Genomic DNA, 25,575 nt, shown 5'->3' with positions numbered 1-25,575 from the left:
CCGCACGGTCCGCGGCCCCACCCTCGAAGGAGCCCCTGATGAGGCGCCGACTCCTCCTGTCGACGCTCGCGGTGGCGGTGGTCGCGATCCTGTCGCTCGGCATACCCCTCGCCTACGCCGCACACAAGCTCGTCTACGAGGAGGCCGGCCGGTCGCTGTACCGCGAGGCTGCCTCCATCGCCGGCGGTGTCGGCTTCAGCCTGGAGACCCGCCGGCCGATCACCGGCGAGATGATCGCGCGGGAGTACCCGGGCCGGCACATCTCGATCACGCTGCCGGACGGCCGGACGCTCACCGCGGGACCGCCGCGGCGCGGGCACGTCCTCACCGCCACGCAGGCGGAGGGCGCGGTCCGCGTCCGGGTGTCGCGGCCGGAGGCGGAGGTCCGCGCCGACGCGCTGCGGCTGATGCTGCTCATCGCCAGCCTCGCGCTGCTCGGCGTCGCCGTCACCGTCGGCCTGGCGATGGTCCAGGCCCGCAAGCTGACGCTGCCGCTGATCGACCTCGCCGAGACCGCCGACCGGCTCGGCACCGGCAACGCCCGGCCGCGCCGCCGCCGCTACGGCGTCCCGGAGGTCGACCGGGTCGCGGAGGTGTTAGACCGCAGCGCGGTCCGCATCGCCGATCTGGTCGCGTCCAGCCGCGAGTTCGCCTCCGACGCCAGCCACCAGCTCCGCACGCCGCTGACCGCGCTGTCCATGCGGCTGGAGGAGATGATCGAGGCGGCCGACTATCCCGACGTCGTCCGGGAGGAGGGCGCCGCCGCCGTCACGCAGGCCGAACGGCTCGTCGCGGTCGTCGAGCAGCTGCTCGCCCGCGCCCGGCACGACCGCACCGGCGGCGCGGTCGCCTCGCCCATCGACGAGATCATCGCGCAGCAGGTCGAGGAGTGGCGGCCGATCTTCCGGCGGGACGGGCGCGACGTGCGGATCGTCGGCGAGCAGGGCCTCGTCGGGATGACCAACCCCGAGGGCCTGTCCCAGATCGTCGCGACGCTGCTGGACAACTCGCTGATGCACGGCGCCGGGACGGTGACCATCCACACCAAGCCGGGCGCGAGCGGGGTGGTCGTCGAGGTCGGCGACGAGGGCGCCGGGATCCCGCCCGAGCTGGAGCCGCGGATCTTCGAGCGGAGCGTCAGCGGCGGCCGCGGCACCGGGCTCGGGCTCTACCTGGCCCGCTCGCTCGCGATCGTGGACGGCGGGCGGCTCGAACTGATCCAGTCGCGCCCCGCCGTGTTCGGCGTCTTCCTCCGCCAGGCCGCCGAGGCCCGCCTCGCGGCGGAACGGGTGGTGATGGGGCCCGCCTGAGCGGGGGCCGCCGGGGCCGCCGGGGCCGCCTGAGCGCGGGGCCGCCTAGATCTCGGCGTAGTCCTCGGCGGTCTGGTCGAGGGGGTGGCCGAGCCGCGGGGACGGCGCCGGGCGGTCGCCGCTCGCGCGGTGCGCGCCCGGGCCCTCCGGGGCGGGCTCGGCGGCGGGGTCGGCCGGGTCGGCGGGCGGTGCCTCCGGGAGCCCGGACGCCGGGTCGACCTGCGGCGCGGTCGCCGGCAGGAACACCCACTTCTTGTACGACCAGAAGCGGAACAGCGTCGCCACGCCCGTCCCGACGACGAGGGAGGCGTTGTAGGAGATCGGGCCGTCCAGCTTCAGGACGTAGTGCGTGAACCCGATGAACAGCTCCGTGATGACCAGCCCGACGCCGTTCAGGCCGAAGAACAGGATGTACTCGCGGCCGAGCCCGGTGCGGTCGCGGTGCCGGAACGTCCAGTAGCGGTTGGCGAGGTAGGAGAACGTCGTCGCGACGATCGTCGCCACGCCGTTGGACGTCAGCGGCCCCACCCCGAGCCCGGTGTGCAGGGCGTTTCCGATCACGACGGTGATGACGAACGCGATCGCGCCCACGCTGCCGAACTTGGCCAGCTCCCGCACGAGGTGCGCGAACTGCCGATGGATCTTGGCGACCAGGCTCACGAAAGGGAACCGTCCTTCCGGACTTCGTCTGTGCGCCGCGGCCTGCGCGGCGGCTACTGCGGGAGCATCACGAGGATAGACGCATGCGGCCCGTGGGACGTCGGAACATGAACGTTTCACGCCGTCCGAGCGTTCCATGCCCATAACCCCGACCTCCACACACACCGCATTTGACGCGGGGGCCGGGCGGTTCGTTCGCGCCGTCCGGCCGATAGCCTTCTGACGTGACGAATCCAGCCAAACCCGTGGTGGGGCCCATGGTAGGGATGGCGGGCGGCGGCCAGCTGGCCCGGATGACGCAGCAGGCCGCGATCGGCCTCGGCGTGTCGCTGCGCGTGCTCGCCGGGTCGGCCGACGATTCGGCGGCCAAGGTCGTCTCCGGCGCCCGGATCGGCGACGACCGGTCCATCGACGATCTTCTATCGTTCGCCCAGGGCTGCGACGTCGTGACCTTCGACCATGAGCACGTCCCGGGCCCGCACATCCAGAAGTTGGAGTCGTCCGGGGTGCCGTGCCGTCCCGGATCCGCCGCGCTGGCCCACGCGCAGGACAAGCTCGTCATGCGCGAGCGGCTCACCGCCATGGACGTCCCGTGCCCCGCGTACGCGCACGTGCCGAGGTCCGCGGCGCTGGAGACGCTGGAGGGCTTCGCCCGCGACCACGGCTTCCCCCTTGTGATCAAAGCCACCCGCGGCGGCTACGACGGCAAGGGCGTCTGGGTGCTGGACGCCCTCGACGCCGCGGGCACCGAGCTGATCGGCGAGCTGCTGTCCCAGGGCGTCGACCTGATGGTCGAGGAGCACGTGCCGTTCACGCGGGAGCTGGCCGCGCTCGTCGCGCGCTCCCCGTACGGGCAGGGCGCCGCCTACCCGATCGTGGAGACCGTCCAGGAGGGCGGGATCTGCGTCGAGGTGATCTCGCCCGCGCCCGGCCTGCCCGGCGATGTGGCCGCCGAGGCGCAGCGCCTCGCGCTGGCCATCGCCGCCGAGCTCGACGTCGTCGGCCTCCTCGCGGTCGAGCTGTTCGAGACCCCGGAGGGCCTGCTCGTCAACGAGCTGGCGATGCGCCCGCACAACTCCGGGCACTGGACGATCGAGGGCGCCCGGACCTCGCAGTTCGAGCAGCATCTGCGCGCCGTCCTCGACCTGCCGCTCGGATCCACCGAGCCCACCGCCCCGTACACGGTCATGGCCAACGTGCTCGGCGGCGACGACCCTGACGTCTACGCCCGCTACATCCACGTGATGGCGCACGACCCGGCCGTCAAGGTGCACATGTACGGCAAGAAGTCGCGTCCCGGCCGCAAGATCGGCCATGTGACCGCGCTCGGCGACGATCTCGCGGACGTCCGCGAGCGCGCCCGCCACGCCGCCGCCTACCTGCGGTGGGGCACCCGGATGAAGGAGCGGGAGGGACGGTCATGACGGAGCCGGAGCCGCTGGTCGGCGTGGTGATGGGCAGCGACTCGGACTGGCCGGTGATGCAGGACGCGGCCGCGGCGCTCGACGAGTTCGGCGTCCCCCACGAGGCCGACGTCGTGTCCGCGCACCGGATGCCGCGCGACATGATCGCCTACGGGGAGGACGCGGCGGCCCGCGGGCTGCGCGTGATCATCGCGGGCGCGGGCGGCGCGGCGCACCTGCCGGGCATGCTCGCCGCGGTGACGCCGCTGCCGGTGATCGGCGTGCCCGTCCCGCTGAAGTACCTCGACGGGATGGACTCGCTGCTGTCGATCGTCCAGATGCCCGCCGGGGTGCCGGTCGCGACCGTCTCGGTCGGCGGCGCCCGCAACGCCGGGCTGCTCGCCGTCCGCATCCTGGCCGCCTCCGACGAGGATCTGCGCGCCAAGATGGCGGTCTTCCAGCGAGATCTCTACGGGCAGGCCAAGGCGAAGGGCGCGCGGCTCCGAGACAGGATCTGAGCGCCGCGGAGCAGCACCCGTGTCATAGGTGTGCAGGTCAGCGGCGCAGGGCCCACTCGACGGCCGGGCACCGGTTCATCACGACGTCCAGCCCGGCGTCCTTGGCCCGCCGCGCCGCCGCCTCGTCGATCACCTGGAGCGGCAGCCACACCGCCTTCGCGCCCGCCGCGATCGCCTCGTCCACCACCTGCCCGGCATGCTCGGCGCGCCGGTAGACGCCGACGACGTCCACCTGCGAGGCGTCCGGGACCTCGGCCAGCGACGCGTACCCGCGCTCGCCGTGCACCTCCCGCGCCGCCGGGTGGACGGGAATGATCCGCTTGCCGCGCTCCTGCAGCAGCCGCGCCTGGGTGTAGACCTCGCGTTCGGGATTGTCGCCGAGCCCGACGAACGCCCACGTCTTCGACTCGTTCAGCAGCCGCCGGATCACGTCCTGGTCGGCGAAGGCATCAACCATGTCCACGACAACCGCTTTTGCGTCCCTTTGCTTCCCTTCTGGGGCTTCAGGGACGTCCCAGGGCCCGGTAGTTCCAGCCTGCGGCGCGCCACCGCTCGGGGTCGAGCGCGTTGCGCCCGTCCACGATGTTGCGCTCGGCGACGACCTCGGCGAGCGCGGACGGGGCCATCTCCCGGAACTCTTCCCACTCGGTCAGCAGCAGCACGACATGGGCGTCGCGCGCCGCGGACAGGGCGGACTCGCCGTACTCCAGGGACGGCTGCGCCTGGCGCGCGTTCCGCATCGCCTGCGGGTCGTACACCGTCACCCGCGCGCCCTGGGCGCGGATCGACGCGGCCACGTCGAGGGCGGGCGAGTCGCGGACGTCGTCGGAGTTCGGCTTGAACGCGGCGCCGAGGACGCCGACCGTCCGTCCGGCGAACGAGCCGCCGAGCAGCCGGCGGGCGAGGTCCACCATCCGGATCCGGCGCCGGATGTTGATCTCGTCGACCTCGCGCAGGAACGTGAGCGCCTGGTCGGCGCCGAGCTCACCGGCGCGGGCCATGAACGCGCGGATGTCCTTCGGCAGGCAGCCGCCGCCGAACCCGAGGCCCGGCCCGAGGAACTTGCCGCCGATCCGGTCGTCGTAGGACAGCGCCTCCGAAAGCTTCGTCACATCGGCGTGCGCGGCCTCGCACACCTCCGCCATCGCGTTGATGAAGGAGATCTTGGTGGCGAGGAACGCGTTGGCCGACACCTTGACCAGCTCCGCGGTCGCGTAGTCGCTGGTGATGAACGGGGTACCGGCGGCGATCATCGTCCGGTAGATCTCGCGCAGCGCCTTCTCGGCGTGCTCGGCGGCGCCCTGGTCGCCGGGCAGCCCGGCGACGATCCGGTCCGGGTGCAGGGTGTCCTGGACGGCGAAGCCCTCCCGCAGGAACTCGGGATTCCACGCCAGGACGGCGTCGCCCCCGGCAGGGGCCGTCTTCGCGAGCGTCTCGGCGAGCCGCGCGGCCGTCCCGACCGGCACCGTCGACTTGCCGACGATCAGGCACGGCCGGTGCAGCAGCGGCGCCAGCGAGGAGATCGCGGCGTCGACGTAGGAGAGGTCGGCCGCGTACTCCCCGGCCTTCTGCGGGGTGCCGACGCACAGGAAGTGGACGTCGCCGAACTCCGCCGCCTCCGCGTACGACGAGGTGAACCGCAGCCGCCCGCTCGCCAGCCCCCGGCGCAGCACCGGCTCCAGCCCGGGCTCGTAGAACGGCAGGTCACCGGCCGCGAGGCGGGCGATGCGCTCCTCGTCCACGTCGAGCCCAAGCACCTCGAAGCCGAGGTCGGCCATGCAGGCCGCGTGGGTGGCGCCGAGGTACCCGGTTCCGATGACCGTCAGCCGGTAGGACAAGGGCCTGCTCCTCTCGCGTTTCGCTGTCGCCGACTAGCGGCCTCTCTGAACAGGTGCCCACTGCGGGCGGGTCAGTACATCGACCGCGGCAGTGTACTGACCGGTAAACGGGAGCGGTGCACCTGCCCGAATGGTACGGCGACAGCAGACGGGGTGGTGGCCCGCGGCCACCACCCCGTCGTGTTGCTTCCTCTGTCTCTCCGGTCAGGCGTGGGAGATGTTGAGGACGATGCTGCCGTCCTTCGCCATGCGCGGGCTCAGGATCAGGCCGTTGTAGGACGCCATCGACCCCGGCTGGGACGCGTCGGCGGACGTCCGCGTCTGCGACTTGCCCCGCGTCGTGGTGAAGGTCACCTGGCTGCCCTGGACGTCGATGCGGATCGGGCCCATGCCGAACTTCCGGTCGAGCGCGATCTCCTGGCCGTCCTTGACCTGGACCTCGCACCGCGCGTCCGCGCACGCCTCGAGATTGGTGCCGTCCTTGGCGACGGGCTTGGCGGCCGGCTCCGCCGCGGGCTTGGCGGCGGGCTCGGTGCGGGGCTTGGCGGGCTGGGCGGCCGGCCTGCCCGGCGCGGCTTCGTCCAGGTTCGGCGCGGCCTCCGTGTTCGGCTGGTCCTGTGCCTGCGGCTTGTTCTGGGCGTTCGGCTGGTTCTGCGCCGCAGGCTGGTTGTGCGCGTTCGGCTGGTTCTCCGCCCCGGGCTGGTTCTCCGCCCCGGGCTGGTTCTGGGCCCCGGGCTGGTTCTGGGCTTCCGGCGGTGTTTGCGCTGCCGGCGGACTTTGGTCGGTCGGTTGTGCATGCGCGTCTGGTGCTGGCGCTTCCGCATCCGGCGCGGGCTCGGAGTTGGACGCGTTCCCCGCGTCCGGCGGGGACGGCGGCGGTGCGGCGAGGGCGGCGCTTGCGGTGCCTATGGAGGCGGTGAGCGCCAGCGCGGCGGTCGTCGTGAGCAGTCCGAATTTCCTTGTCGACATTCTGTGAGCTCCTGACGAGTGACTACTCTCTGTCAACATCGATTGTTACCCACAGTGTTCGATCAAGAACACGGAGTGCTGCGGCGTGTCGCCGCGGGTTTTCTACGCAAATGGACGTTCGTCGACAAGAAGTGTTTGCAGGACGCGCCCGAATTCCCCGGACGAATCGGCCATCGTCGCGCCGCACAGCGCGCTTCCGTCGGGGCTCGCGTCCAGCGACGCGTCCAGGCACAGCCACTCGCCGACGGGGTCGCGGTGCAGGGCCACCGTCAGGTCCGTGTTGATGATCAGCCATTTGCCGAGGTCGAGCTGGCTGCCGACGCCGGACGCGCTGTCGGCCAGCGTCAGCGCGCGCACCAGCGGCGTGTCCGGCTCCCCGGCGACCAGCGGGATCCGGGACCGCGCCCAGGTCGTGCCGGGGCCGGGCTCGCCGAAGGAGCCGGCGACCGGACGCCATTCCATCGCCGCGAGGTAGCCGTGGACGTGCAGGCCGTGCCACTCCTCGAACGGGGGAGTGAGCTCCGGAACGGGCGGCGGCGGGGGCGCGTGGACGACGGGCTCCAGATGGGACGGCGCGCCCATGATCCGCCAGGCGCTCGCGCGCACGACCGTGCGGCCCTCGTGGCTCAGCTCCCCTTCGAGATACGCGATGCGCCTGCCTGGCCGGACGACGCGGACCGCGACCTCCAGCGTCGCCACCGGGACGGGGTTGAGGATCTCGACCGTCACCCGCGCGACCCGCGTCCCGGGGACGGGCTCGTGCCGCTCGAAGGCCCTCCCCATCAGGCCCGACACCGGTCCGCCGTGCTGGAGGTCGGGGGACCACGGGCCCGCCGTCGCCGGGGTGCTGGCGAACCGTCCGCCGCCGAGCGGCTCGTAGAACGTCTCGGCGGGCGGCCTGCCGCCGGGCGCTTCGCTCATGGGGCTCCCTCCTGATCTAGAAAACCATTCTAGATCAGGGTCATCCGCAGAGTTTCTGGGTGGCGGTGTCGGTGTCGATGCCGTCGTCGGGGGACGCGCTCGGCGACGCACCGCCGCCGCCCGCCTCGACCTTCTCCACACCGGACCAGTTCGCGCCGACCATGACCTGGAGCCTCGACCCGAGCGCGTCGATCCGCTTCAGCTTGGCGTTCGGGATCGCGGCGGCCAGGGTCTTCGCGGCCTCCGCGCCCTCCGGGCCGTACTGGATCTGCGTCGTCTGCAGGCCGCGGCGCGCCACGCCGGGCACGACCGTGGTGCGGAAGCCCAGCTCCCGCAGCTCCCCGCCCGCCCTCGTCGCCAGGCCCCGCGTGCCGATCGCGTTCAGGACGCGGACGGAGATGTCGTCCGGCGGAACCGTCAGCCGGTCCTCGGGCTTCTGCGTCGTCGGCGGCGCGCTCGGCTTCTTCGTGTGCTCGTCGAGCGGCTGGTCCCGCCGGATCTTGGTGAACAGGTCGCGCGCCTTGCCCTGGTCCCACTGGACGACCGACTGCGGCGCCGGCGTGTTCCACAGCACGGCGTTGTACCCGGGATTCGCGAGCGGGATCTTCGCGAACGTCAGGTCGTCGGTCTTCAGGTCCTTCATCTGCTCGGCGAGTTTCGGCAGGTTGTCGGCCAGTTCCGAGTCGACGCGCAGCGACTTCAGCGACGCCTTCAGGAACCGCGTCGACTTCACCGGGTCGCTGAGCGTCCGCGTCGACAGCGCCTGCTTCATCATCGACGCCATGAACTGCTGCTGCCGGTCGATGCGGCCGAGGTCGCTGCCGTCCGACAGCGTGTAGCGGGCGCGGGTGAACGAGAGCGCCTGCAGGCCGTCCACGTGCGACTTCCCGGCGGGGAGCCGGAGCCCGCTCTTCGGGTCGTTGACCGGCTTCTCGGTGCACACGTCCACGCCGCCGAGCGCGTCGACCATGCGCACGAACCCGTAGAAGTTCACCTCGACGTAGTGGTCGATGGAAACGCCCGTCGCGCGCTTGACGGTGCTGACCGTGAGGTCGGGCCCGCCGAACTGGTACGCCCAGGTCAGCTTGCCCGGACGGGACGGGATCCGCGCCCCCTTCGCGCCCTCCGACCCGTTCGACTTGTGCGCCGGGATCATGACGTAGGAGTCGCGCGGGAGGTTCACCACCGACACGCTGTCGTGGTCGCGGGAGATGTGCACCAGCATCATCGTGTCGGACCGCTCGCCCGGCTGGTGCCCGAGCTTGGCCGCCTTCTGCTGCGCCTTCGTCAGCCCGTCGCGCCGGTCGACCCCGGCGACCAGGATCGTCATCGCGCCCTTCGGGGCGTCCTTGCCACGGCCGAGCCCGCCGACCGACACCTCGTCGATCAGCCCGGTGACGTAGTTCTGGAACGCCCACGCGCCGCCCGAGGTCAGCAGGACGACCGCCGACATCGCCCCGGTCAGCGTCAGGAACCGCTTCTGCCGCCGCGCGCTCATCGCCGCCCGCGGGCTCAGCCCCCGGCCCGGCCGGCGCGGGCCGCGCGGGCCCTCCACCGAGACGCGCGGCGCGGGCATCCCCTCGATGGTCACGCCCTCGATGTCGCCGTCCGCGTCGGCCGGGGAACCGGCCGCCGGGCCCGCCCCCGGCCCGCCCGGACGGGGCCGGAAATAGCGCTCCAGCGGATCGGCGTCCGGCGGGTCGCCCGCACCGCGACCCGAGTCGTACCCGTCTGCCATGCCGCCCGCCGCCTCCCGAAGACGTCGTTCTGCCGCGAATCCCCACCACTCTAAAGTGGGGGACACCCGTCCGTTCGCTACCTGGACATCGTGTCCGTGCAGTAACGTGGCGCCGTCTTGCCCACACCGCGCCCCGCGAGCACATATGAACCCGTCTCCCCATGCCCAGAGCGCCACGCAGCAGGAAACGAAGCAGGAAACACAGCACGCAGTGAAACCCCGCAGCGATTCCGGTGAACGGACCTGGCCGGCGGTGTCGGTGGTGATGCCGGTCCTCAACGAGCAGCGGCATCTGGCCGACGCCGTCCGCGGCATCCTGACCCAGGACTACCCGGGCGAGCTCGAGCTCGTCCTCGCGGTCGGGCCGTCCCGCGACCGGACCGAGGAGATCGCCCGCAAGCTCGCCGCCGAAGACCCGCGTGTCCTCGTCGTCGCGAACCCGACCGGCCGCACCCCGCAGGGCCTCAACATCGCGATCAAGGCGTCGCAGTACTCGATCATCGTCCGGGTGGACGGGCACTCGCTGCTCCCGGCCGACTACGTCCGCGCCGGGGTCGAGACCATGGAGGAGACCGGGGCCGACAACGTCGGCGGGATCATGGCGGCCGAGGGCGTCACCGGTTTCGAGAAGGCCGTCGCGCGGGCGATGACGTCCAAGCTGGGCGTCGGGAACGCCCGCTTCCACACCGGCGGCGAGGCGGGCGACGTCGAGACCGTCTACCTCGGCACGTTCCGCCGCAGCGCCCTCGACCGCGTCGGCGGCTACGACGAGACGTTCACCCGCGCGCAGGACTGGGAGATGAACCACCGAATCCGGCAGACCGGCGGCCGGGTGTTCTTCACGCCGCGGATGCGGGTGACCTACCGTCCGCGCCCCAACCTGCGGGCCCTCGCCAAGCAGTACTTCCACACGGGCCGCTGGCGGCGCGTCGTCGGGCGCGAGCACCAGGGCACGCTGAACTTCCGCTACCTGGCGCCGCCCATCGCCGTGGTCGCGATGACCGCCGGTGCGATCGCCGGCGCGTTCGGCTTCTGGCCCGGCTGGATCGTGCCCGGCGGGTACGCCGCCGCGATGATCGCCGGGGCGGCGGTGGAGGGGCGCGGGCTGCCGCCGTCCGCCTGGGTGCGCCTGCCGCTGGTGTTCGCGACCATGCACGTGACCTGGGGCGTCGGCTTCCTGACGAGCCCGCCGCGGCTGGGCCAGCCCGCTCCGGTCAAACCCGGCGAATCCGTCCAGTAGCGGGCAAAACGCAATTCCACCTCCGAACCCCCGTGCCATTCCGCACGTCTCAGGGATAGGTTTGGCGGGATCTCGCCGCCGATCCCGGTTCTGGAGGTGACCATGTCCAACGGAGCACGCCACGTGATCGGCGTGGTGCTCGGTCTGATTGTGACGCCGCTGGTCGCCGTGGGCATGGCGTACGGGGTCGACCGCATGCGGCTGTCCGTACAGCGGGACGTGGCCTCTCTCGGCGGGTCCGCCGATCCGGCCGACAAATGGGGCGGCGCGGCGCTCCTCCTGGCGGTCGCGATCGCGCTCGGACTGGTGACGGCGTCACGGCTCTCCCCGCTCGCCTCGCTGATCCCGGGCGTCACCTTCACCGGGATCGGCATCCTCTGGCTCGTGGACCCGAGCTGGGCGGTGCGGTACCCCACCTGGGACTTCATCCCCAGCAGGCTGTTCCTCCCCTACACGACGCTTGGGATGTTCGGCATTTTCCTGTTGCTCGGTGTACTGCTCATCGCGGCGTCGGTGTTCCCGTCCCGGTGGCAGGCCCGCACGGGGGCCGCGCCCCGGTACGGTTCGCCGCCGCCCGCGCCGATGGGGCCGCCCCCCATGCACGGTGTCCCGCCGGTCATCGGAGGGTCGCAGCCGCCGCAGGCTCCTGGGCAGAGTTCGCCGCCCTGGCAGGGGACGCCCCAGTACGGCCAGGCGCCCGCCGCGTCCAACCCGCCACCGCTACCGGCCGCGCCGCCCGCATCGTCTGCGTCGCCCGCGTCCGAGAGTCCCAGGCCGTCCTCCAGGAGCGGGTCGGACGATGACGACGAGCCGGGCGACTGGACGCGCATGTACGGCGGCAACCGCTGAGATTCAGAGCGCCGCGAGCACGCCGGGGACGTCGTTGACGACCATCGCGTCGAACCCGGCCGCCGCGTAGCCCGGCGCGGTCTCCGCGGTGGGGCACCAGACGACGGTCTCCAGCCCGGCCTTGTGTGCGACGTCCACGCAGTGCTCCAGCGGGCGCAGCCGCGTGTCCGGATGCTCGATGCCGCACGACGCGGTGTGCACGCCGACGGCGTCCAGCCCGAGGCCCGCCGCGGCCGGGACGGCGTGCCACAGCGGGAACCGCAGCCACGTCAGCAGCCCCAGCGGGACGCCGGGCAGCTCGTCCCGCAGGAACGCCAGCAGCGACGGGTCGAACGACGTGACGAGCAGCCTGCGCCGCTCCGCCTCCCGCTTCAGCACCGGCAGCAGCAGCGCGCCAGTGCGGCGGGACGGAGCGTCCACCGCGTCCTCCAGGACGGTCTTGACGTCCACGTCGACGGCGACGTCCGGGGGCAGCGCGTCGAAGACGTCCGCGAGGCGGGGCAGCCCGCTCGCCGTGGCCGCCAGATCGACCACGTGGTCGCCCTCGGGCGTCGTCGGGTCGTGCCGCAGGACGAGATCGTCGTCGGCCGTCCGCGTCACGTCGATCTCGACCCAGCTCAGCCCCGCCGCCACGGCGGCGAGCAGCGACGGCACCGTGTTCTCCGCGACGGGCGTCGCCGCGCCCGGCGGCGTGACCTCGCCCGACCCGTGGCCGCGGTGGCCGATGACCGTGGGCGTGCGCTCAAAGATCAAGGAAGGTCTCCCGTGCTGAGACGCCCGGTGGCGAGATGCTCGGCGACGACGGCGTCGAGGGGCTGGGTGACCTTGAGGTTGCGCTCGCTGCCCGCGACGACCCGGATCGGGACGTCCGGCAGGTAGCGGTGCACGATCCCGCAGTCGTCGGTGGCGCGCAGCTCCGGGTCGGCGAGCGCCAGCTCGTACGCCTTGCGGATCGTGCCGAGCCGGAACCCCTGCGGCGTCTGGAACCGGCTCATCGTCTCGCGCGGCGGCATGGAGACGACCAGGCCGTCCTCGACGACCACGATCGTGTCGGGCGAGGGCACGCCCACCGCGACGGCGTCATGGGCGTCCAGCGCGTCCAGGACGCGGTCGATGACCGGGGCGTCCACGAACGGGCGGGCCGCGTCGTGGAACAGGACCCGGGTGTCGTCGGGACGGTCGTCCAGCACGCGCAGCGCCGCGACCGTCGACGCGGTGCGGGTGTCGCCGCCCTCGATCACGGCCCCCGCCTTCCGGAACGGCGCGGTGATCGCGGCCGCCGCCCGCAGGTGCCCGGCCGCCATCACGACCACCACCTCGCCGATGCCGGGATGCGCGTCGAACGCGCCGACCGCATGCGCCAGGATCGGCCGCCCGCCGACCTCCACGAGCTGCTTGGGGCGCCCGGCGCCCATGCGCGCGCCGACCCCGCCCGCGAGCACCACCGCAACCGTCCGCGTCGCCATCTCTCCTCGATTTTCCACAACACCTGGTCATCGGGCCACTACGCTGTGCACCCTGTCCTAGCTCTTCCGACCGGCCGGAGGCCCGATGCTCCTGGCGCCGCTGCGCTGTCGGCCGGTCACGCTAAAGGTAGTGGACCATCCGGCGATCAACCGGCGAGAGGCGGTCGAAGCCGTGGACGACGGCCTCGCGCCCGACACCGTGTCGGCGATCTCGCTGGCCTTCGCGGTGCTCGCCGCGGTGTGGTTCTCGGACGGCACCCGCGGCGGCCTCATCGCCGGGGCGCTGCTGCTGTGCGCGTCGCTCGTCCTCGGAACCTTCCGGCCGGACGGCGTCCTCGACCGGGCCGGCGAGTTCACGGTGTACGCGGGCCTGACGGCGGGCGCGGCCGGGGCCGCCCTCCCCGGCGTGAGCCTGTGGTGGGCGGCGGCGGGCGCGGTGGCGCTGCTGTCCGTCCGGGACACGATGGACGCCTCGTACGCGGCGACCTGCCAGAACACCCCTCGCTCAAGCGGCGTGCTGCGGCGGGTCGGGAAGGGGCTCGGGCTGCCGCCCGGTGAGCGGCTCGCGCTGGTCTCGGTCACGGCGGCCGTCGCCGGGGCCCGGCCGACGTTCGCCGTGCTCCTCGCGTGGGGCTCGGCCGCCGCCACCGTCACCCTGGCCGGACGCACGGCAAGGTCCCTCGTGCGATGAGGGCCGCCCAGACCACCAGGACGCTGTGGGCCCTCCGGGACGACGGCCCCGCGTCCCGCGCGCTCGGCCGGATGGCCGCCGGACGGCTCCCGCCGCTGCCCGCCGCCCTCCTCGCCGCCGCCGCGACGGGCTTCCTGCTGACCCTGCGCGCGGACGGCGGACCGGTCCCCGCGTTCTTCGCCCCGGTCGTCGTCCTGCTGCTGACCGGGCCGTCCGCCGCGCACCCGCACAGCGGGCGGCTGGACTGGCTCGCACCGCCCATCTACCGCGGGATCGAGTATGGTTACCTGGCCGTGTTGGGGTTCGCGCACTCCGTGTCGGCACCGCTCGTCTACGTGCTGATCGCGGTGCTCGCGCTCCATCACTACGACACCATGTGCCGTGTCCGCCGGGGGGCCCGGCCGCAGGAGTGGGTCGTCCTGGCCGGGCTCGGCTGGGAGGGCCGGACGCTGCTCGTGGCCCTCGCGGGCCTGTCCGGGTTCCTCCCGTTCGCGTACGCGGCGCTGGCCGCCTACGTTGGCGTGTTGTTCGGCAGTGAATGCGTCCTCACGTGGGCGCGGCGCGGCCGCGACATCGGTGTGATCATCGACCTGGAGAGAGGCAAAGCATGATCGGCATGGTGCTGGCGGCGGGCGCGGGCCGGAGGCTGCGGCCGTACACCGACACCCTCCCCAAGGCCCTTGTCCCCGTGGTCGAGAACGCCGGCGGCGCGACGACCGTCCTCGACATCGCGCTCCGCAACTTCGCCGAGGTCGGGCTGACCGACGTCGTCATCGTCGTCGGCTACCGCGCGAGCGCGGTCGAGGAGCGCAAGGCCGGGCTTGAGGAGCGGTACGGCGTGTCCATCACGCTCGTCCACAACGACAAGGCCGAGGAGTGGAACAACGCCTACTCCATGTGGCTGGCTCGGGAACACTTCTCCAAGGGCGTCCTCATGGTGAACGGGGACACGGTCCATCCGGTGAGCGTCGAAAAGACACTATTGGCCAACCGCGGGCCTGACATCCTCCTCGCCGTGGACGATGTGAAAACTCTGGCCGACGAGGAGATGAAGGTCATCCTCGACGCCGAGGGCCACCTGCGGACCATCACCAAGCTGATGGACCCGGCCACCGCCAACGGCGAGTACATCGGCGCCACCCTCATCGAGCCCGCCGCCGCCGAGCCGCTCGCCGACGCCCTCAAGGCCACCTGGGAGCGCGACCCCGACCTCTACTACGAGGACGGCTACCAGGAGCACGTCAACCGGGGCGGGCGCATCGCCGTCGCCCCGATCGGCGACGTCGAATGGGTCGAGGTCGACAACCACGACGACCTGGAGAAGGCCCGCCGGATCGCCAAGAGCTACTGACCGCAAGCGCGACCCGAGCGAGGAGGCTCATGCCCCTGCTGACGCGGATGCTGAACGCGCCGCTGTCCATCGACGTGCGGCGCGGCGCCGTCGCCGGCCTCGGCGAACTGCTCGCCGACAGGCGGATCGTCACCGAGGGGCGGGTCGCGATCGCGGTCGGCCCCGGGCAGGGCGACCAGATCGCCGAGCACGTCCGCGAGACCCTGTCGGCCTGCGAGGTGTACCGGGTCGCGGACGGCAGCGTCGACGCCGCCGTCGGCCTGGGCGCCCGGCTACGCGCCGGGTCCTACGAGGCCGTCGTCGGGATCGGCGGCGGCCGGACGATCGACGCCACCAAGTACGCGGCGACGCTGTCCGGCATCCCGATGGTGTCGGTCGCGACGAACCTGTCCCACGACGGGATCTGCTCCCCGGTCGCCTCGCTCGTCCACGACAAGGGCAAGGGCTCGTTCGGCGTCGTGATGCCGCTGGCGATGATCGTCGACCTCGACTACGTGCACGCCGCGCCGCCCCGCCTCGTCCGCGCGGGGATCGGCGACGTGATCAGCAACTTCTCCGCCGTCGACGACTGGCTCCTCGCCGCCGACGAATGCGGCGAGCGCGTCGACCGGATGGCGCTCACCGTGGCGCGCACCGCCGCGGAGGCGCTGCTGCACCAGCCCGCCTCGATCGAGTCGGACCGGTTCCTGACCGTCCTCGCGGAGGGGCTCGTCCTGTCCGGGATGGCGATGGCGTTCGCCGGCGACTCCCGCCCGGCGAGCGGCGGCGACCACGAGATCCTGCACGCCATCGACCAGCTCTTCCCCGGCACCGCCAACCACGGCGAGCTGGCCGGGATCGGCGCCGCGTTCTGCTACCACCTGCGCGCCACCCATCTCGGCTCCGGCGCCGACCGCCTGGCCGAGATCCTCACGTGCCTGGGCCGGCACGGCCTGCCGCGGTTCCCCGGCGACATCGGGCTGTCGATCGACCAGTTCGCCGAGGCCGTCGCATACGCCCCGCAGACCCGGCCCGGCCGCTATACGATCTTGGAATATCTCGGCCTCGACAAGGGCGCGATTCGCAAGGCGGTGGAAGAGTATGTCCAGGCCCATGGAGGCTGAGATCCCCGGCCGGAGCCGCTCCCCGGAACCCCCCGGCGACGCTCAGCCCCCTGGCGGCGAGCCCTCCGGCGGCGAACCGGCGGGCGCCGACCGCCGTCCGGACCGCAAGGGCGCCTCGGTCGCCGACATCCGGCGGTACGGGCAGCCGCCCGGCCTGAAGGACCGGCGCAACGAGGAGCACTGGGCCGGACGCCTCTACATGCGCGACCTGTCCCCGTACATCGCGTGGATCTCGCTGCGCCTCGGGTTCAGCCCCAACCAGCTCACCTACCTGATGATGCTGAGCGGCGTCGTCGCCGGTGTCGTGGTGTCGCTGCCCGCGTCCCCCCTGTGGACGGCCCTCGCCGGCGCCGTCCTCATCCAGATCTACCTGCTGCTCGACTGCGTGGACGGCGAGGTCGCCCGCTACCTGAAGCAGACGTCCGTGGGCGGGGTGTTCCTCGACCGCATCGGCCACTACCTGTCCGAGGTGTCGCTGCTCATCGGGCTCGGGTTCATGGCGCAGGGCGGCTGGGAGAACGGCGGCTGGGTCGAGCTCGGGCTCGTCGCCGCGCTCGGCGCCGCGCTGATCAAGGCGGAGACCGACAACGTCGTCGTCGCGCGGGCCAAGTCGGGGCTGCCCGCCGACCCGTCCGGCGGCGACCGCGCGCTGCGCCCCCGCTCCACCCGCATGGCCCTCGCCAGGCAGGCCGCGTCCACGCTGCGCTTCCACCGCATCATCGGCGCGGTCGAGCTGTCGCTGCTGATCCTCGCCGCCGCCGTCCTCGACACCCTCTTCAGTACCGACGGGCCCGTCGTGGTGCGCGTCCTGATGGTCGCCGTCGCCGCGGTCGCCGTCCTGCAGACCGCGCTGCACCTGGTCAGCATCCTGGCCTCGCGGAGGCTGAAGTGAAACTGTCCGTCGTCGTGCTGACCATGGGCAACCGTCCGGACGAGCTGGCCCGCGCCGTCCGCAGCGCCCTGGAGCAGGAGCACGTTGACGTCGAGGTCGTCCTCGTCGGCAACGGCGTCGACCCCGTCGGCGAGCACGCGGACGTCGCGCCGTTCGACGACGAGCGCATCAAGACCCTCGCCCTCCCGAAGAACGTCGGCATCCCCGCCGGACGGAACCGGGGCGTGGCGGCGTCCTCCGGCGACGTCGTCCTGTTCCTGGACGACGACGGCTGGTACCGCTCCACCCGCCTCGGCACCTACCTCCGTGACCGGTTCTCCGCCGAACCCGACCTCGGCGTGATCTCCTTCCGCGTCCGCGACCCGGAGGGCGGGCGCGGCGAGCGCCGCCACGTGCCGCGGCTCCGCGCCGGTGACCCGGAGCGGTCCTCCGCCGTCACGACGTTCCTCGGCGGCGCCTGCGCGATCCGCCGCACCGCGTTCGACGCCGGCGGCGGCCTCCCCGAAGACTTCTTCTACGCGCACGAGGAGACCGACCTCGCCTGGCAGATCCTCAACGCCGGGTACCGGATCGTCTACGACGCGTCCGCGATCATGTTCCACCCGGCCGTCCTGCCGACGCGGCACGACATGTTCTACCGCTACAACGCCCGCAACCGCGTCTGGCTGGCCCGCCGCAACCTCCCGTGGCCCCTCGCCCTCACCTACCTCGCGGTGTGGGTCGGCATGACCCTGCTCCGCGAACGCAAGCCGAGCGCGCTCAGGCCCTGGTTCAAGGGCTTCGTCGAAGGCTGGCGCAAAGCCGCGGGCCCGCGCCGCCCCATCTCCTACCGCACCGCGTGGCGCATGACCCGCACGGGACGGCCCCCGATCATCTAGCGGGTGAGGGCGGCGAGGATCAGCCTGGTCAGCTCCGCGGTGATCTCGTCGAGCGGGATGTCCTGGTCGCGGGCGGACCAGTGGTGGACGAGGTTGGTGACGGCACCGATGATCGCGATCACGGTGAGCCGGTAGTCGCGGTCGACGGCCTCGCCCCGCCGGACGGCCTCGCCGATCATCGCGAGCAGCGCGTCCTCCCACTGGCCGTGCCAGCTCAGCCGGTGCCGCTCCATGCCCGCGCTCACGCCGATGACCTCGACGAACGCGATCCGGGCCCAGCGCGGGTCGCTGGCGGTGACGGTGACGAACGCGCGCACCGCCCGCTCCACCCGGGTCGCGAAGCCGACGCTCGCCGCCTCCGCGTACGCGGTGGCGAGCGCGTGCGAGGCGCGCTCGTTGATGGCGCGGTGCAGGGCGATGAGCAGTTCCTCGCGCCCGGAGAACTCCTCGTAGAAGTTGCGGGTCGACACGCTCGCGGTCGCGCACAGCCGCTCGATGGACGTGGCGGCGTACCCGCGCGTGCCGAACAGGTCGAGCCCGGCCGCCAGCAGCCGCTCCCGCCGCTCGGCACGCCGCTCTTCCGCGGACCGCCCGCCGTAGCTCCGCCTGGGCGCGGGATTCCGACCGCTCATCGATCTCCATCCACCCGTGCGAATGAGGCAGCGTCAGCCTAACCCGGGTGCGGGAGGGCTCAGTCCGTGAAGAGGCGGTCGCGCCATCGCGGGTCGGCGGTCAGGACGGTCAGGCGCTGCGTCGCCCGGGACACGGCCACGTACAGGACGCGCAGGCCGCGCGGCGACTGCGCCGCCACCGTCTCCGGTGCGACGATCACCGCCGCGTCGAACTCCAGGCCCTTGGCCTCCAGGACGTCCAGGACCTGGACGCGGTCCGGCAGGCCCGCGGCGAGCCGGTCGCGGTCGGCGGCCGTCCAGGCGGTGGCGGGCTCGTCGAACAGGGACGCCTGCCCGCCGGACTCGTCGAGCGACTGCGGGACGATCACGCCGATCGTGCCCTCGACCTGGCCGAGCAGTTCCTTGGCCGCGTCCCGCGCGGCGGCGGGCAGGCCCGGCTCCGGGACGACCCGTCCGACCGGCTCGATACCGGACGTGCGGACGGCGCGGGCCGGGCGGGCCTCGGGCAGCGCGACGGCCAGCACCCGCGCGGACACGGCCGCGATCTCGGTCGAGTTGCGGTAGTTGGTGGTGAGCTCGTATTCGTGCCGTTGGCGGGCGGGCGCGGGCTTGCGGGCCGGGGCACGCCGCCCGCGGCGGCCCCGGGATCTCGATGCCGGACGCTCGGCGCCGAGTGCGATTTCCATGGCCTGCCGGGCGGCGTCGAGGTCTTCCCAGGCGCTCTGGGCCGGGTCTTCGACGATGGTCCAGCTGGCCTGGCGGCCGCGGCGGCCGAGCATCCGCCACTGCATGGGGGAGAGGTCCTGCGCCTCGTCCACCACGATGTGCGCGTACTCGGGACGCTCCTCGACCACGCCGTCGTCCACGCGCCGTGACCGCTCCAGCCGCTCCATGGACGTCGAGAGCTCCTGCATCTCCGGCTCCCACGTGTCGTCCACGACGTCCTCGCCGGTGAGGATGTTGACGCCGTCCACGACGAACGGGTCGTCTTCGGAAGGGGCGGGCCTGCGGCGGGACGGGCGGGGCGGTGAGCCGAGCAGGGCGTCGATCTCGTCCAGCAGCGCGACGTCCTGGTAGCTGAGCGGCGCGTCCTCGCCCTTCCAGGAGGCGGCGAGGGCGTCGAGGTCGGCGCGGTCGAGGTCGCGTCCGGCGGCGCGGCGCAGCCGGGCGGGGTCGCCGAGCGAGCGCAGCACGTCCAGCGGGCGGCGGAGCGGCCACCAGGCGACGAGGAAGTCGGTGAACGCGCGCTGCTCGCGGACGCGCGTCTCGAACCGGGTGCGGTTCGGGTCACCGCCCCCGTCGCCGTTGGCGCGCCCGTTTCCGCGGCCCTGGTCGAGGGGTTCGTCGAGCTCGGCGAGGCCGTCCGCGGCGAGGATCGCGTTCCACAGGCCCGCCTCGGCGCCCTCCGCCGCCTCGGCCGCCTCCTGGCCGCCGACGTCGGTGAAACGTTCCCAGAGGGCGTCCAGGAGCAGTTCGGCGGCGCGGCCCCGGGCCGCGTTGACGCTGCCGCGGCTGCGCCGGTGGACCTCGTTCCTGATCCGGTCGAGCCCGGCCCGGTCGAGCCGCACGACGACGCCCTTGAACACCACGCGCAGCTCGTCGGGGGCGCCGGGCGCGTGGTCGGTCACGGCGCGGCGGAGCAGGCCCGCCATCTCCTCCGCGCCCTTGAGCCGGGCGAGGCGCGGCGGGTCGTGGACGGTCGCGGTCACGCCGTCGACCAGGTCGCCGAGCGAGCGCAGCGTCGCCGACCCCTCGCCGAGCGACGGCAGCACCCGCTCGATGTAGGCGGTGAAGCGGCGGTTCGGCCCGATGACCAGCACGCCACGGGACCCGAACCGGCGCCGGTGCCGGAACAGCAGGTACGCGACCCGGTGCAGCGCGACCGCCGTCTTGCCCGTGCCGGGGGCGCCGCGGACCAGGATCGTCCCGTCGGCGGGCGCGCGGATCACCTCGTCCTGCTCGCGCTGGATCGTCGCGACGATGTCGCGCATCGCGCCCTCGCGGGTGCGGGCGAGGGAGGCGAGGAACGCGCCGTCGCCGACGACGGTCATGCCGTCGGCCGCGTCCGGGTCGAGGAGGTCGTCCTCCAGGTCGACCACCGTGTGCCCGCGCGAGTGCAGCACGCGCCGCCGGACGACCCCGCGCGGGTCTTCCGGCGTGGCGCGGTAGAAGTCTTCGGCGGCGGGCGCCCGCCAGTCGATCACCAGGGAGTCGTGCTCGCTGGTCCGGACGCCGACCCGCCCGATGTACCGGGTCTCGCCCGGCGCCTGTTCCGAGGGGGAGAGGTCGAGACGGCCGAAGACCAGGCCGTCGTCGGCGATGTCCAGCGCGCGGGCGCGCAGTGCCGCCTGGTGGACCATCGCGTCCCGGTCCACGAGCGAGCCCTTGGTGCCCGCGAGCGACTGCCGGTAGCCCTCGCGGATCATGGCCTGGGCGTCCGCGCGCATCTCCTCAAGCCGCGCGTACGCGAGGTCGACATAGCGCTGCTCGGCGGCGATCTCCTGATCCTTCACCGTGCCGCCGGAACCGGTCGAGAGCCCCTGGACCTGGGACGACATGCAGGCTGCTCCTCGCACGTATGTCACTCCGGGGACGTCCCCCGGCGCCCCGAAGGGCCGAAGGAAACAGCCTATTCGGTGTTCATCGCCGTCCGATCTCGACGGCCGTTCCGATCCTTGCGAGGGTCGCGCGCATGCCCTCGCGGTTCACCGCGGCGCGGCGCTCGGCGGGGACGCCGGTGAAGACCTTCCCGAGCAGGGAGGTGAACGTGGTGCTCCGGCCGTCGCGCCGCAGGTCCTCCCAGTACTCGGTGAGGCGCGTGCGGGGCGCGGATGAGGTGTCCGGGGCGTCCGGGTCGTCCGCGATGGCCTCGATGCGGTAGCCCCAGATGGCGACCGGCATCCCGAACGTCGACACGCGGAAAGCGAACGCCTCACCGGGCACCGCGACCGTCACCTCGCAGGTGGTGAACCACAGGCGCCAGCCGATCCGGTTGAAGCCGACGAACTTCACGCCGGGCACGATCTTCCGGCCGCGGATCCAGGTGGCGAACACCTCCGGGCTCCACTCGCGCATCCGGCGCAGGTCGGCGACCGCCGCGTACACGGTCCGGGCGTCCGCCTCGATCGCCACGCTCTCCTCAACGACCCATTCCCGCTCCATGAACGGAATTCTCCCACCCTATGACCGTCCGGTCACATCAGGTGGGCGAAGTGGCGGCGCCAGGTCGCGTACCAGTCCTTGAACCAGGGGTCCGACTCGGCCAGCGGGATGATGTAGGTGACGGTCTCGGCGTAGTAGCGGCGCTGGAAGTCGGGCGGCATCCGGTCGAGGGTCTGGACGTTGCTCGCGCGGTCGGCGAGCTTCACCAGCACGGCCTCGCGCGGCGCCTCGCCGAGACGGCGCAGGTAGGCGGCTCGCGCGGCGCGTTTCGCCTGGCGGCCCGTACCGGTGGCCGGTGGTTTGGTGACCCAGTCCACCAGCTCCGTCACCACCGGGCCGAACTCGGCCTCGATGTCGGTGAGGGTGGCCGGAGTGTCCTCGACCACGTCGTGCAGGAGCGCGGCGGACAGGACGTCGGCATCGGTCACACCCGCTCCGCTGACCAGCACCTCCAGGGCCTCCAGCAGGTGCTCGACGTACGGGTCGCCGGTCGGCCGGAGCTGGTCGCCGTGCCAGCGCTGCGCGGCGGCGGCGGCCTTCGCCAGGGCGTCCACGTCGATCTCGGTTCCGGAGAGGGCGGTTCTGGCCTCGTCCCAGGTTCGCCAATGGGTGAAGACCTTCACGTTCCGCTCCGATCTGTCGCGCTGACGCCCGGTTCAGGGCATGGTGGGTGTCGTCTTGCAGGCACAGTACGCGGAGGGAGGCGGCGCGGTCGTGGTCGCGAGCCGGCAGCGGCCCGGTGGACGGCCGGAGTCCGTGGGCGGTGCCCGCGTCGCTCTCGGCCTGGTCTCCGCCGCGGTGGCCATCGCGCTGTGCGCCGTCCTCGTCGACCGGTTCGTGCTGGGCGCCGAATGGTGGCAGGTCCGGCACACCGTGACCGCCGAGCCCGTCACGCCGCTGAGCGAGACGGGGCCGCCGCCCGGCCCGCTCGCCGTGGGCTGGGAGCAGACGACGAGCGCGCACCCCGGGTCCGTCGCCGGGCATGACGGCGTCGCGTACGCGGTCGCGCAGGGGCAGGTCGTGACGGCGTCCGGGCGCGGTCTCGACGTCCGCGACGCGCGCACCGGCGCGCCCCGCTGGAGCTACCGCCGCTCCGGCTGGACGCTGCTCGGCTGGACCTCCACCCGGTCCCGGCTGATCGCCCACTTCCAGCGCGACGGCGACCGCACCGACCGGCTGCTCGTCGCGTTCGACGCGCTGTCGGGCGGGCTGCTGTGGCGGCGCGAGGGCGAGCGCCCGGCGGCGGTGTCGCGGACCACGCTGCGCTGGCCCGCCGGGTCGGACGTGCTGCTCGCCACCGACGAGCCCCGCCGCACGCTGTTCGGGCTCTCGGCGGTGACCGGAAACCGGGTGTGGCGGGTGCCGCTGCCGCGCGGCTGCCGGCTGTTCGAGGGCGGCGCGCGCCCGTCCGACGGGCGGGAGTCCCTCGCGGCGCTGGCCCTGGAGTGCGCGGGCGGCGACCGCGACAGCCGGCTCCTCGCGGTCGACCCGGCGACCGGCGCCGTCCGCTGGAACCGGGCGCTCGGCTCCCCGGAGTCGCCCGAGGTGTCGATGCTGGACGGCGTGACGCTGGCGTCCGACGGCACGGCGCTGCGCGCCTTCAACGACCGCGGCGAGCACTTCGCCGTGTGGAAGGGCGACAGCGTGTGCGGCGACGCGATGTGCCAGGCCGTGCTGGCCGCCGGACGGCTCGTGATCGTCCACCACCCGGACGGGGAGAAACGCGGCGTGACCCGCATGGAGGCGCGGCGGCTCTCGTCGGGGAAGGTCGACTGGGAGCGGGACGTGCCCGCCTACGCGGCGCTCGCGCAGGCGGGCGGCCGCGTGTTCGCGCTGCGTCCCCGGCTGTCGGAGCGGCTGCTGCCCGCGGGCGTCGACATCGTCGAGCCCGGCGACGGGCGCACCACGACCGCGCCCGCGCCGTTCTCGCTGAACACCGACCTGCCGGGCGCGCGGCCGTGGCTGGCGGCGGCGGGCGGGCTGCTGTACGCGGCCGTCCCGCAGGCCGCGCCGCGCCCGGACGGCGCCGCACGGCTGGTCGCGCTCCGCGGCGGGCTCACCGGCGCCGGACCGGCCGAGCTCGGCGGCGTCCCCGTCGCCGACTGGCCCGACGCCTGCTCCCTGCTGGAGAAGGCCGACCTGGCGGCGGCGCACATGGCGGGGCACGTCGCCGAACCCGTCCGGGCCGGTGCTGGAACGTTGCGACTTCCGCGAGCGGTGTCCTGCACGTACAAACCGCCCAAGAAGGAGCGCAAGGGCAAGGGCAAGGACGAGCCGAAGGATCCGGAGGGGAATCGGCGAGAGTCGCCTGAACCGGCACCGAGCGGGTCGCCGGGGTCGGTTTCGCCTACCGTCTCGGTGTCCGCGACGCCGAGCGCGTCCGGACCGGCGGGCACGACCGGGCCCGACACGGCGGTGGGGAGCATCAGCGTCAGCGTCCGCTGGGTCGCCCGGACCGACCACGCCGCCTCGCGGATGCTGGACGCCTTGCAGGCCACGCAGGCGCAGGCGCGGAAGCGGCGCGACATCCGCGCCGACGAGGCGTACGAGATCGGCCCGACCGCCGGGATGATCGCGTTGCGCGTCCGCCGGTACGTGGTCGTGGTGGAGGCGGAACGGCCGGCGGGCGCGGCGGCGCGGCTGGCCCGGTCCATCGCCTACCGGCTGAACAACCCGTCCTGAGCGGAGGAGCGGGCGCGGCGGGCGGTCAGTACTCGGGGACGGGCTTCGGGCCCGGCTCCGCGGGCCCCTGCTCGGGTTCCGGTTCGGGTTCGTGTTCGGTCACCTGCGCGGGCGAGCGTCCGGCCCACGCCTCGAGCTGGGCGACGAACCGCTGCGCGTGGACGGGCCAGTGGAACCGCGCCCGGGCGGCCCGGTAGCCGCGCTGGCCGAGCCCGGTGCGCAGGTCTGGGTCGTCGCGGAGCCGCAGGACGGCCTTCGCGGCCGATCCGGGGTCGCCGAACGGGACGACCAGCCCGCAGTCGGCGGGCTCGACGATGTCGACGGCCGGCGGGTTCGGGGTGGTGATCACCGGGACGCCATGGGCCATGTACTCCACGACCTTGGTCGGCATCGAGTGCCGGTAGTTCGGCTCGTCGTGCAGCAGCGCCAGCCCGGCCATCGCGCCCTCGGCGATGCGCAGCGCCCGGTCGTTCGGGACGAACCCGTACCAGCGCAGGATCCCCTCGCGCTGCGCGGCCCGCAGCGGGTCGCGGACGTCGGCGTCCGCCGCCCCGATCAGCTCGACCAGCACGCCCTCGGCGGCCAGCGGCCGGGCCATCTCGATCATGTCGAGCGCGCCGCGCGCCCGGGACAGCTGCCCGACGTACACGGCGCGGCGGCCGTCCGGCGGCGGGGGCTGCCGGTCGGAGACGTAGGTGGTGTTGGGGACGACGGGGTGCTCCTGGCTGAACCGGACCCGGTAGCCGTCCTCGGCGAGCAGCAGCCGGTGCCGCCGCTCGCTGCGCCGCTCCAGGTGCCGGACGGCGGGCCGCAGCACGGGACGCGCCGGGCCCGGCACCCAGCCCTTGGCGCTGAGCGCGGCGGCGGTGTCCTCGTGGACGTCCCACACCACGGTGCGGCTGCGCACCTCGCGGGGGAGGGACACCAGCAGCTCGGGGTCGTGCAGCAGGATCACGTCGGCGTAGGCGGCGTGCTCGGTGAGGGCCCGGTGGGCGGCGCGCAGGGCGCGGATGCGGCGCCGTCCGGTGGCACGCGGGACGTCCACCGGGCTGATCTCCCGCCACGGGGTCGCATTACATGCCCGAAATGGAGCGATATATGTGACTTCATGGCCGGCGTCGAGGAGCGCGCGTATCTGCCGGTGCAGAATGCGCGCGTCCTCGGGATGGTGCACGACCGTGCAAACACAGACCCGCATTCTCACCCACTCCGCTGACGCCGGATATTCATGGCCTACGGCCGATCCTTGGGCGTCGATGGAAATTGCCGATG

25 protein-coding genes are annotated in these 25,575 nt (G+C 73.2%); 12 read left to right on the top strand and 13 right to left on the bottom strand.

Annotated features, from left to right (window positions below):
- Nucleotides 1-38: 38 nt before the first annotated feature.
- A complete protein-coding gene (locus tag ACH34S_RS04095) occupies nucleotides 39-1,310 on the top strand; it encodes an ATP-binding protein (RefSeq protein ID WP_395951003.1) in 1,272 nt (423 codons plus the stop codon).
- 45 nt (nucleotides 1,311-1,355) lie between these two features.
- Here ACH34S_RS04095 and ACH34S_RS04090 read toward each other — a convergent pair whose 3' ends face one another.
- Entirely contained in the window at nucleotides 1,356-1,970 is a 615-nt protein-coding gene (locus tag ACH34S_RS04090) for a GtrA family protein (RefSeq protein ID WP_395951002.1), read from the bottom strand.
- Nucleotides 1,971-2,194: 224 nt separating this feature from the next.
- On the opposite strand from ACH34S_RS04090, the gene ACH34S_RS04085 reads away from it, so the two are divergent.
- Both ACH34S_RS04085 and purE read left to right on the top strand, forming a co-directional pair.
- Nucleotides 2,195-3,394, top strand: a complete 1,200-nt coding sequence (locus ACH34S_RS04085) for a 5-(carboxyamino)imidazole ribonucleotide synthase (RefSeq protein WP_395951001.1) — start codon at nucleotides 2,195-2,197, stop codon at nucleotides 3,392-3,394.
- Entirely contained in the window at nucleotides 3,391-3,891 is a 501-nt protein-coding gene (gene purE, locus ACH34S_RS04080; RefSeq protein ID WP_395951000.1) for a 5-(carboxyamino)imidazole ribonucleotide mutase, read from the top strand. Before ACH34S_RS04085 ends, purE begins: the two co-directional genes overlap by 4 nt.
- 37 nt (nucleotides 3,892-3,928) lie before the next feature.
- Here the strand turns inward: purE and ACH34S_RS04075 are convergent, their stop codons facing one another.
- From ACH34S_RS04075 to ACH34S_RS04055, 5 genes are all read right to left on the bottom strand, one after another.
- Nucleotides 3,929-4,348: a CoA-binding protein gene (locus ACH34S_RS04075; RefSeq protein ID WP_395951438.1), complete on the bottom strand. Its 420-nt coding sequence runs from the start codon at nucleotides 4,346-4,348 to the stop codon at nucleotides 3,929-3,931.
- A 46-nt stretch (nucleotides 4,349-4,394) separates the two neighbouring features.
- Entirely contained in the window at nucleotides 4,395-5,669 is a 1,275-nt protein-coding gene (locus ACH34S_RS04070) for a UDP-glucose dehydrogenase family protein (RefSeq protein WP_395951437.1), read from the bottom strand.
- A 264-nt stretch (nucleotides 5,670-5,933) separates the two neighbouring features.
- The gene (locus ACH34S_RS04065; protein WP_395950999.1) at nucleotides 5,934-6,698 is read right to left on the bottom strand and encodes a hypothetical protein; all 765 of its coding nucleotides are present in this window, start codon (nucleotides 6,696-6,698) and stop codon (nucleotides 5,934-5,936) included.
- Between the two features lie 102 nt (nucleotides 6,699-6,800).
- A complete protein-coding gene (locus ACH34S_RS04060; RefSeq protein WP_395950998.1) occupies nucleotides 6,801-7,619 on the bottom strand; it encodes a thioesterase family protein in 819 nt (272 codons plus the stop codon).
- A 40-nt stretch (nucleotides 7,620-7,659) separates the two neighbouring features.
- A complete protein-coding gene (locus tag ACH34S_RS04055; RefSeq protein ID WP_395950997.1) occupies nucleotides 7,660-9,357 on the bottom strand; it encodes an LCP family protein in 1,698 nt (565 codons plus the stop codon).
- Between the two features lie 145 nt (nucleotides 9,358-9,502).
- On the opposite strand from ACH34S_RS04055, the gene ACH34S_RS04050 reads away from it, so the two are divergent.
- Nucleotides 9,503-10,597 (top strand): glycosyltransferase family 2 protein, encoded by a 1,095-nt coding sequence (locus ACH34S_RS04050; protein ID WP_395950996.1) that lies wholly within the window; start codon nucleotides 9,503-9,505, stop codon nucleotides 10,595-10,597.
- Nucleotides 10,598-10,699: 102 nt separating this feature from the next.
- Nucleotides 10,700-11,446 (top strand): hypothetical protein, encoded by a 747-nt coding sequence (locus ACH34S_RS04045; protein ID WP_395950995.1) that lies wholly within the window; start codon nucleotides 10,700-10,702, stop codon nucleotides 11,444-11,446.
- A 3-nt stretch (nucleotides 11,447-11,449) separates the two neighbouring features.
- On the opposite strand, the gene ACH34S_RS04040 is transcribed toward ACH34S_RS04045, so the two are convergent.
- On the bottom strand, nucleotides 11,450-12,199 hold the full coding sequence (locus ACH34S_RS04040) for a glycerophosphodiester phosphodiesterase (RefSeq protein ID WP_395950994.1): 750 nt from the start codon (nucleotides 12,197-12,199) through the stop codon (nucleotides 11,450-11,452).
- Entirely contained in the window at nucleotides 12,196-12,912 is a 717-nt protein-coding gene (gene ispD, locus ACH34S_RS04035; protein WP_395950993.1) for a 2-C-methyl-D-erythritol 4-phosphate cytidylyltransferase, read from the bottom strand. Before ispD ends, ACH34S_RS04040 begins: the two co-directional genes overlap by 4 nt.
- Nucleotides 12,913-13,042: 130 nt before the next feature.
- On the opposite strand from ispD, the gene ACH34S_RS04030 reads away from it, so the two are divergent.
- The 6 genes from ACH34S_RS04030 to ACH34S_RS04005 are packed head-to-tail and all read left to right on the top strand — an operon-like array spanning nucleotide 13,043 to nucleotide 17,827.
- Nucleotides 13,043-13,603, top strand: a complete 561-nt coding sequence (locus ACH34S_RS04030) for a hypothetical protein (RefSeq protein ID WP_395950992.1) — start codon at nucleotides 13,043-13,045, stop codon at nucleotides 13,601-13,603.
- Entirely contained in the window at nucleotides 13,600-14,214 is a 615-nt protein-coding gene (locus tag ACH34S_RS04025; RefSeq protein WP_395950991.1) for a DUF5941 domain-containing protein, read from the top strand. The genes ACH34S_RS04030 and ACH34S_RS04025 overlap by 4 nt, the downstream gene beginning before the upstream one ends.
- Entirely contained in the window at nucleotides 14,211-14,954 is a 744-nt protein-coding gene (locus tag ACH34S_RS04020; RefSeq protein ID WP_395950990.1) for a sugar phosphate nucleotidyltransferase, read from the top strand. Before ACH34S_RS04025 ends, ACH34S_RS04020 begins: the two co-directional genes overlap by 4 nt.
- Nucleotides 14,955-15,001: 47 nt before the next feature.
- Entirely contained in the window at nucleotides 15,002-16,057 is a 1,056-nt protein-coding gene (locus tag ACH34S_RS04015) for an iron-containing alcohol dehydrogenase family protein (RefSeq protein WP_395951436.1), read from the top strand.
- A complete protein-coding gene (locus tag ACH34S_RS04010; RefSeq protein ID WP_395950989.1) occupies nucleotides 16,047-16,949 on the top strand; it encodes a CDP-alcohol phosphatidyltransferase family protein in 903 nt (300 codons plus the stop codon). The genes ACH34S_RS04015 and ACH34S_RS04010 overlap by 11 nt, the downstream gene beginning before the upstream one ends.
- A gap of 23 nt (nucleotides 16,950-16,972) precedes the next feature.
- On the top strand, nucleotides 16,973-17,827 hold the full coding sequence (locus ACH34S_RS04005) for a glycosyltransferase family 2 protein (RefSeq protein ID WP_395951435.1): 855 nt from the start codon (nucleotides 16,973-16,975) through the stop codon (nucleotides 17,825-17,827).
- Here the strand turns inward: ACH34S_RS04005 and ACH34S_RS04000 are convergent.
- The 4 genes from ACH34S_RS04000 to ACH34S_RS03985 all read right to left on the bottom strand — a co-directional run bounded on the left by ACH34S_RS04000 (nucleotide 17,824) and on the right by ACH34S_RS03985 (nucleotide 22,244).
- Nucleotides 17,824-18,459 carry a TetR/AcrR family transcriptional regulator gene (locus ACH34S_RS04000; RefSeq protein ID WP_395950988.1) on the bottom strand — a complete coding sequence of 212 codons (636 nt, stop codon included), beginning with the start codon at nucleotides 18,457-18,459 and terminating at the stop codon, nucleotides 17,824-17,826. The two genes, ACH34S_RS04005 and ACH34S_RS04000, sit on opposite strands and share 4 nt — an antisense overlap.
- 59 nt (nucleotides 18,460-18,518) lie before the next feature.
- Entirely contained in the window at nucleotides 18,519-21,017 is a 2,499-nt protein-coding gene (locus ACH34S_RS03995) for a HelD family protein (RefSeq protein ID WP_395950987.1), read from the bottom strand.
- Nucleotides 21,018-21,099: 82 nt separating this feature from the next.
- Entirely contained in the window at nucleotides 21,100-21,621 is a 522-nt protein-coding gene (locus ACH34S_RS03990) for an SRPBCC family protein (RefSeq protein WP_395950986.1), read from the bottom strand.
- Nucleotides 21,622-21,653: 32 nt separating this feature from the next.
- Complete coding sequence (locus ACH34S_RS03985) at nucleotides 21,654-22,244, bottom strand: HD domain-containing protein (RefSeq protein ID WP_395950985.1); 591 nt, start codon at nucleotides 22,242-22,244, stop codon at nucleotides 21,654-21,656.
- Nucleotides 22,245-22,284: 40 nt separating this feature from the next.
- Between ACH34S_RS03985 and ACH34S_RS03980 the strand changes: the two genes are divergently transcribed.
- Nucleotides 22,285-24,303, top strand: coding sequence for a PQQ-binding-like beta-propeller repeat protein (locus ACH34S_RS03980; protein WP_395950984.1), 2,019 nt, complete (start codon nucleotides 22,285-22,287; stop codon nucleotides 24,301-24,303).
- A 25-nt stretch (nucleotides 24,304-24,328) separates the two neighbouring features.
- Here ACH34S_RS03980 and ACH34S_RS03975 read toward each other — a convergent pair whose 3' ends face one another.
- Nucleotides 24,329-25,501 (bottom strand): glycosyltransferase, encoded by a 1,173-nt coding sequence (locus ACH34S_RS03975; protein WP_395950983.1) that lies wholly within the window; start codon nucleotides 25,499-25,501, stop codon nucleotides 24,329-24,331.
- Between the last annotated feature and the right edge of the window lie 74 nt (nucleotides 25,502-25,575).

It is taken from the genome of Actinomadura sp. 3N508, from assembly GCF_044326375.1.
Lineage (GTDB): Bacteria > Actinomycetota > Actinomycetes > Streptosporangiales > Streptosporangiaceae > Spirillospora.
The sequence above is the reverse complement of the archived record's forward strand: the minus strand, read 5'-3'. Positions and strand labels throughout refer to the sequence as shown.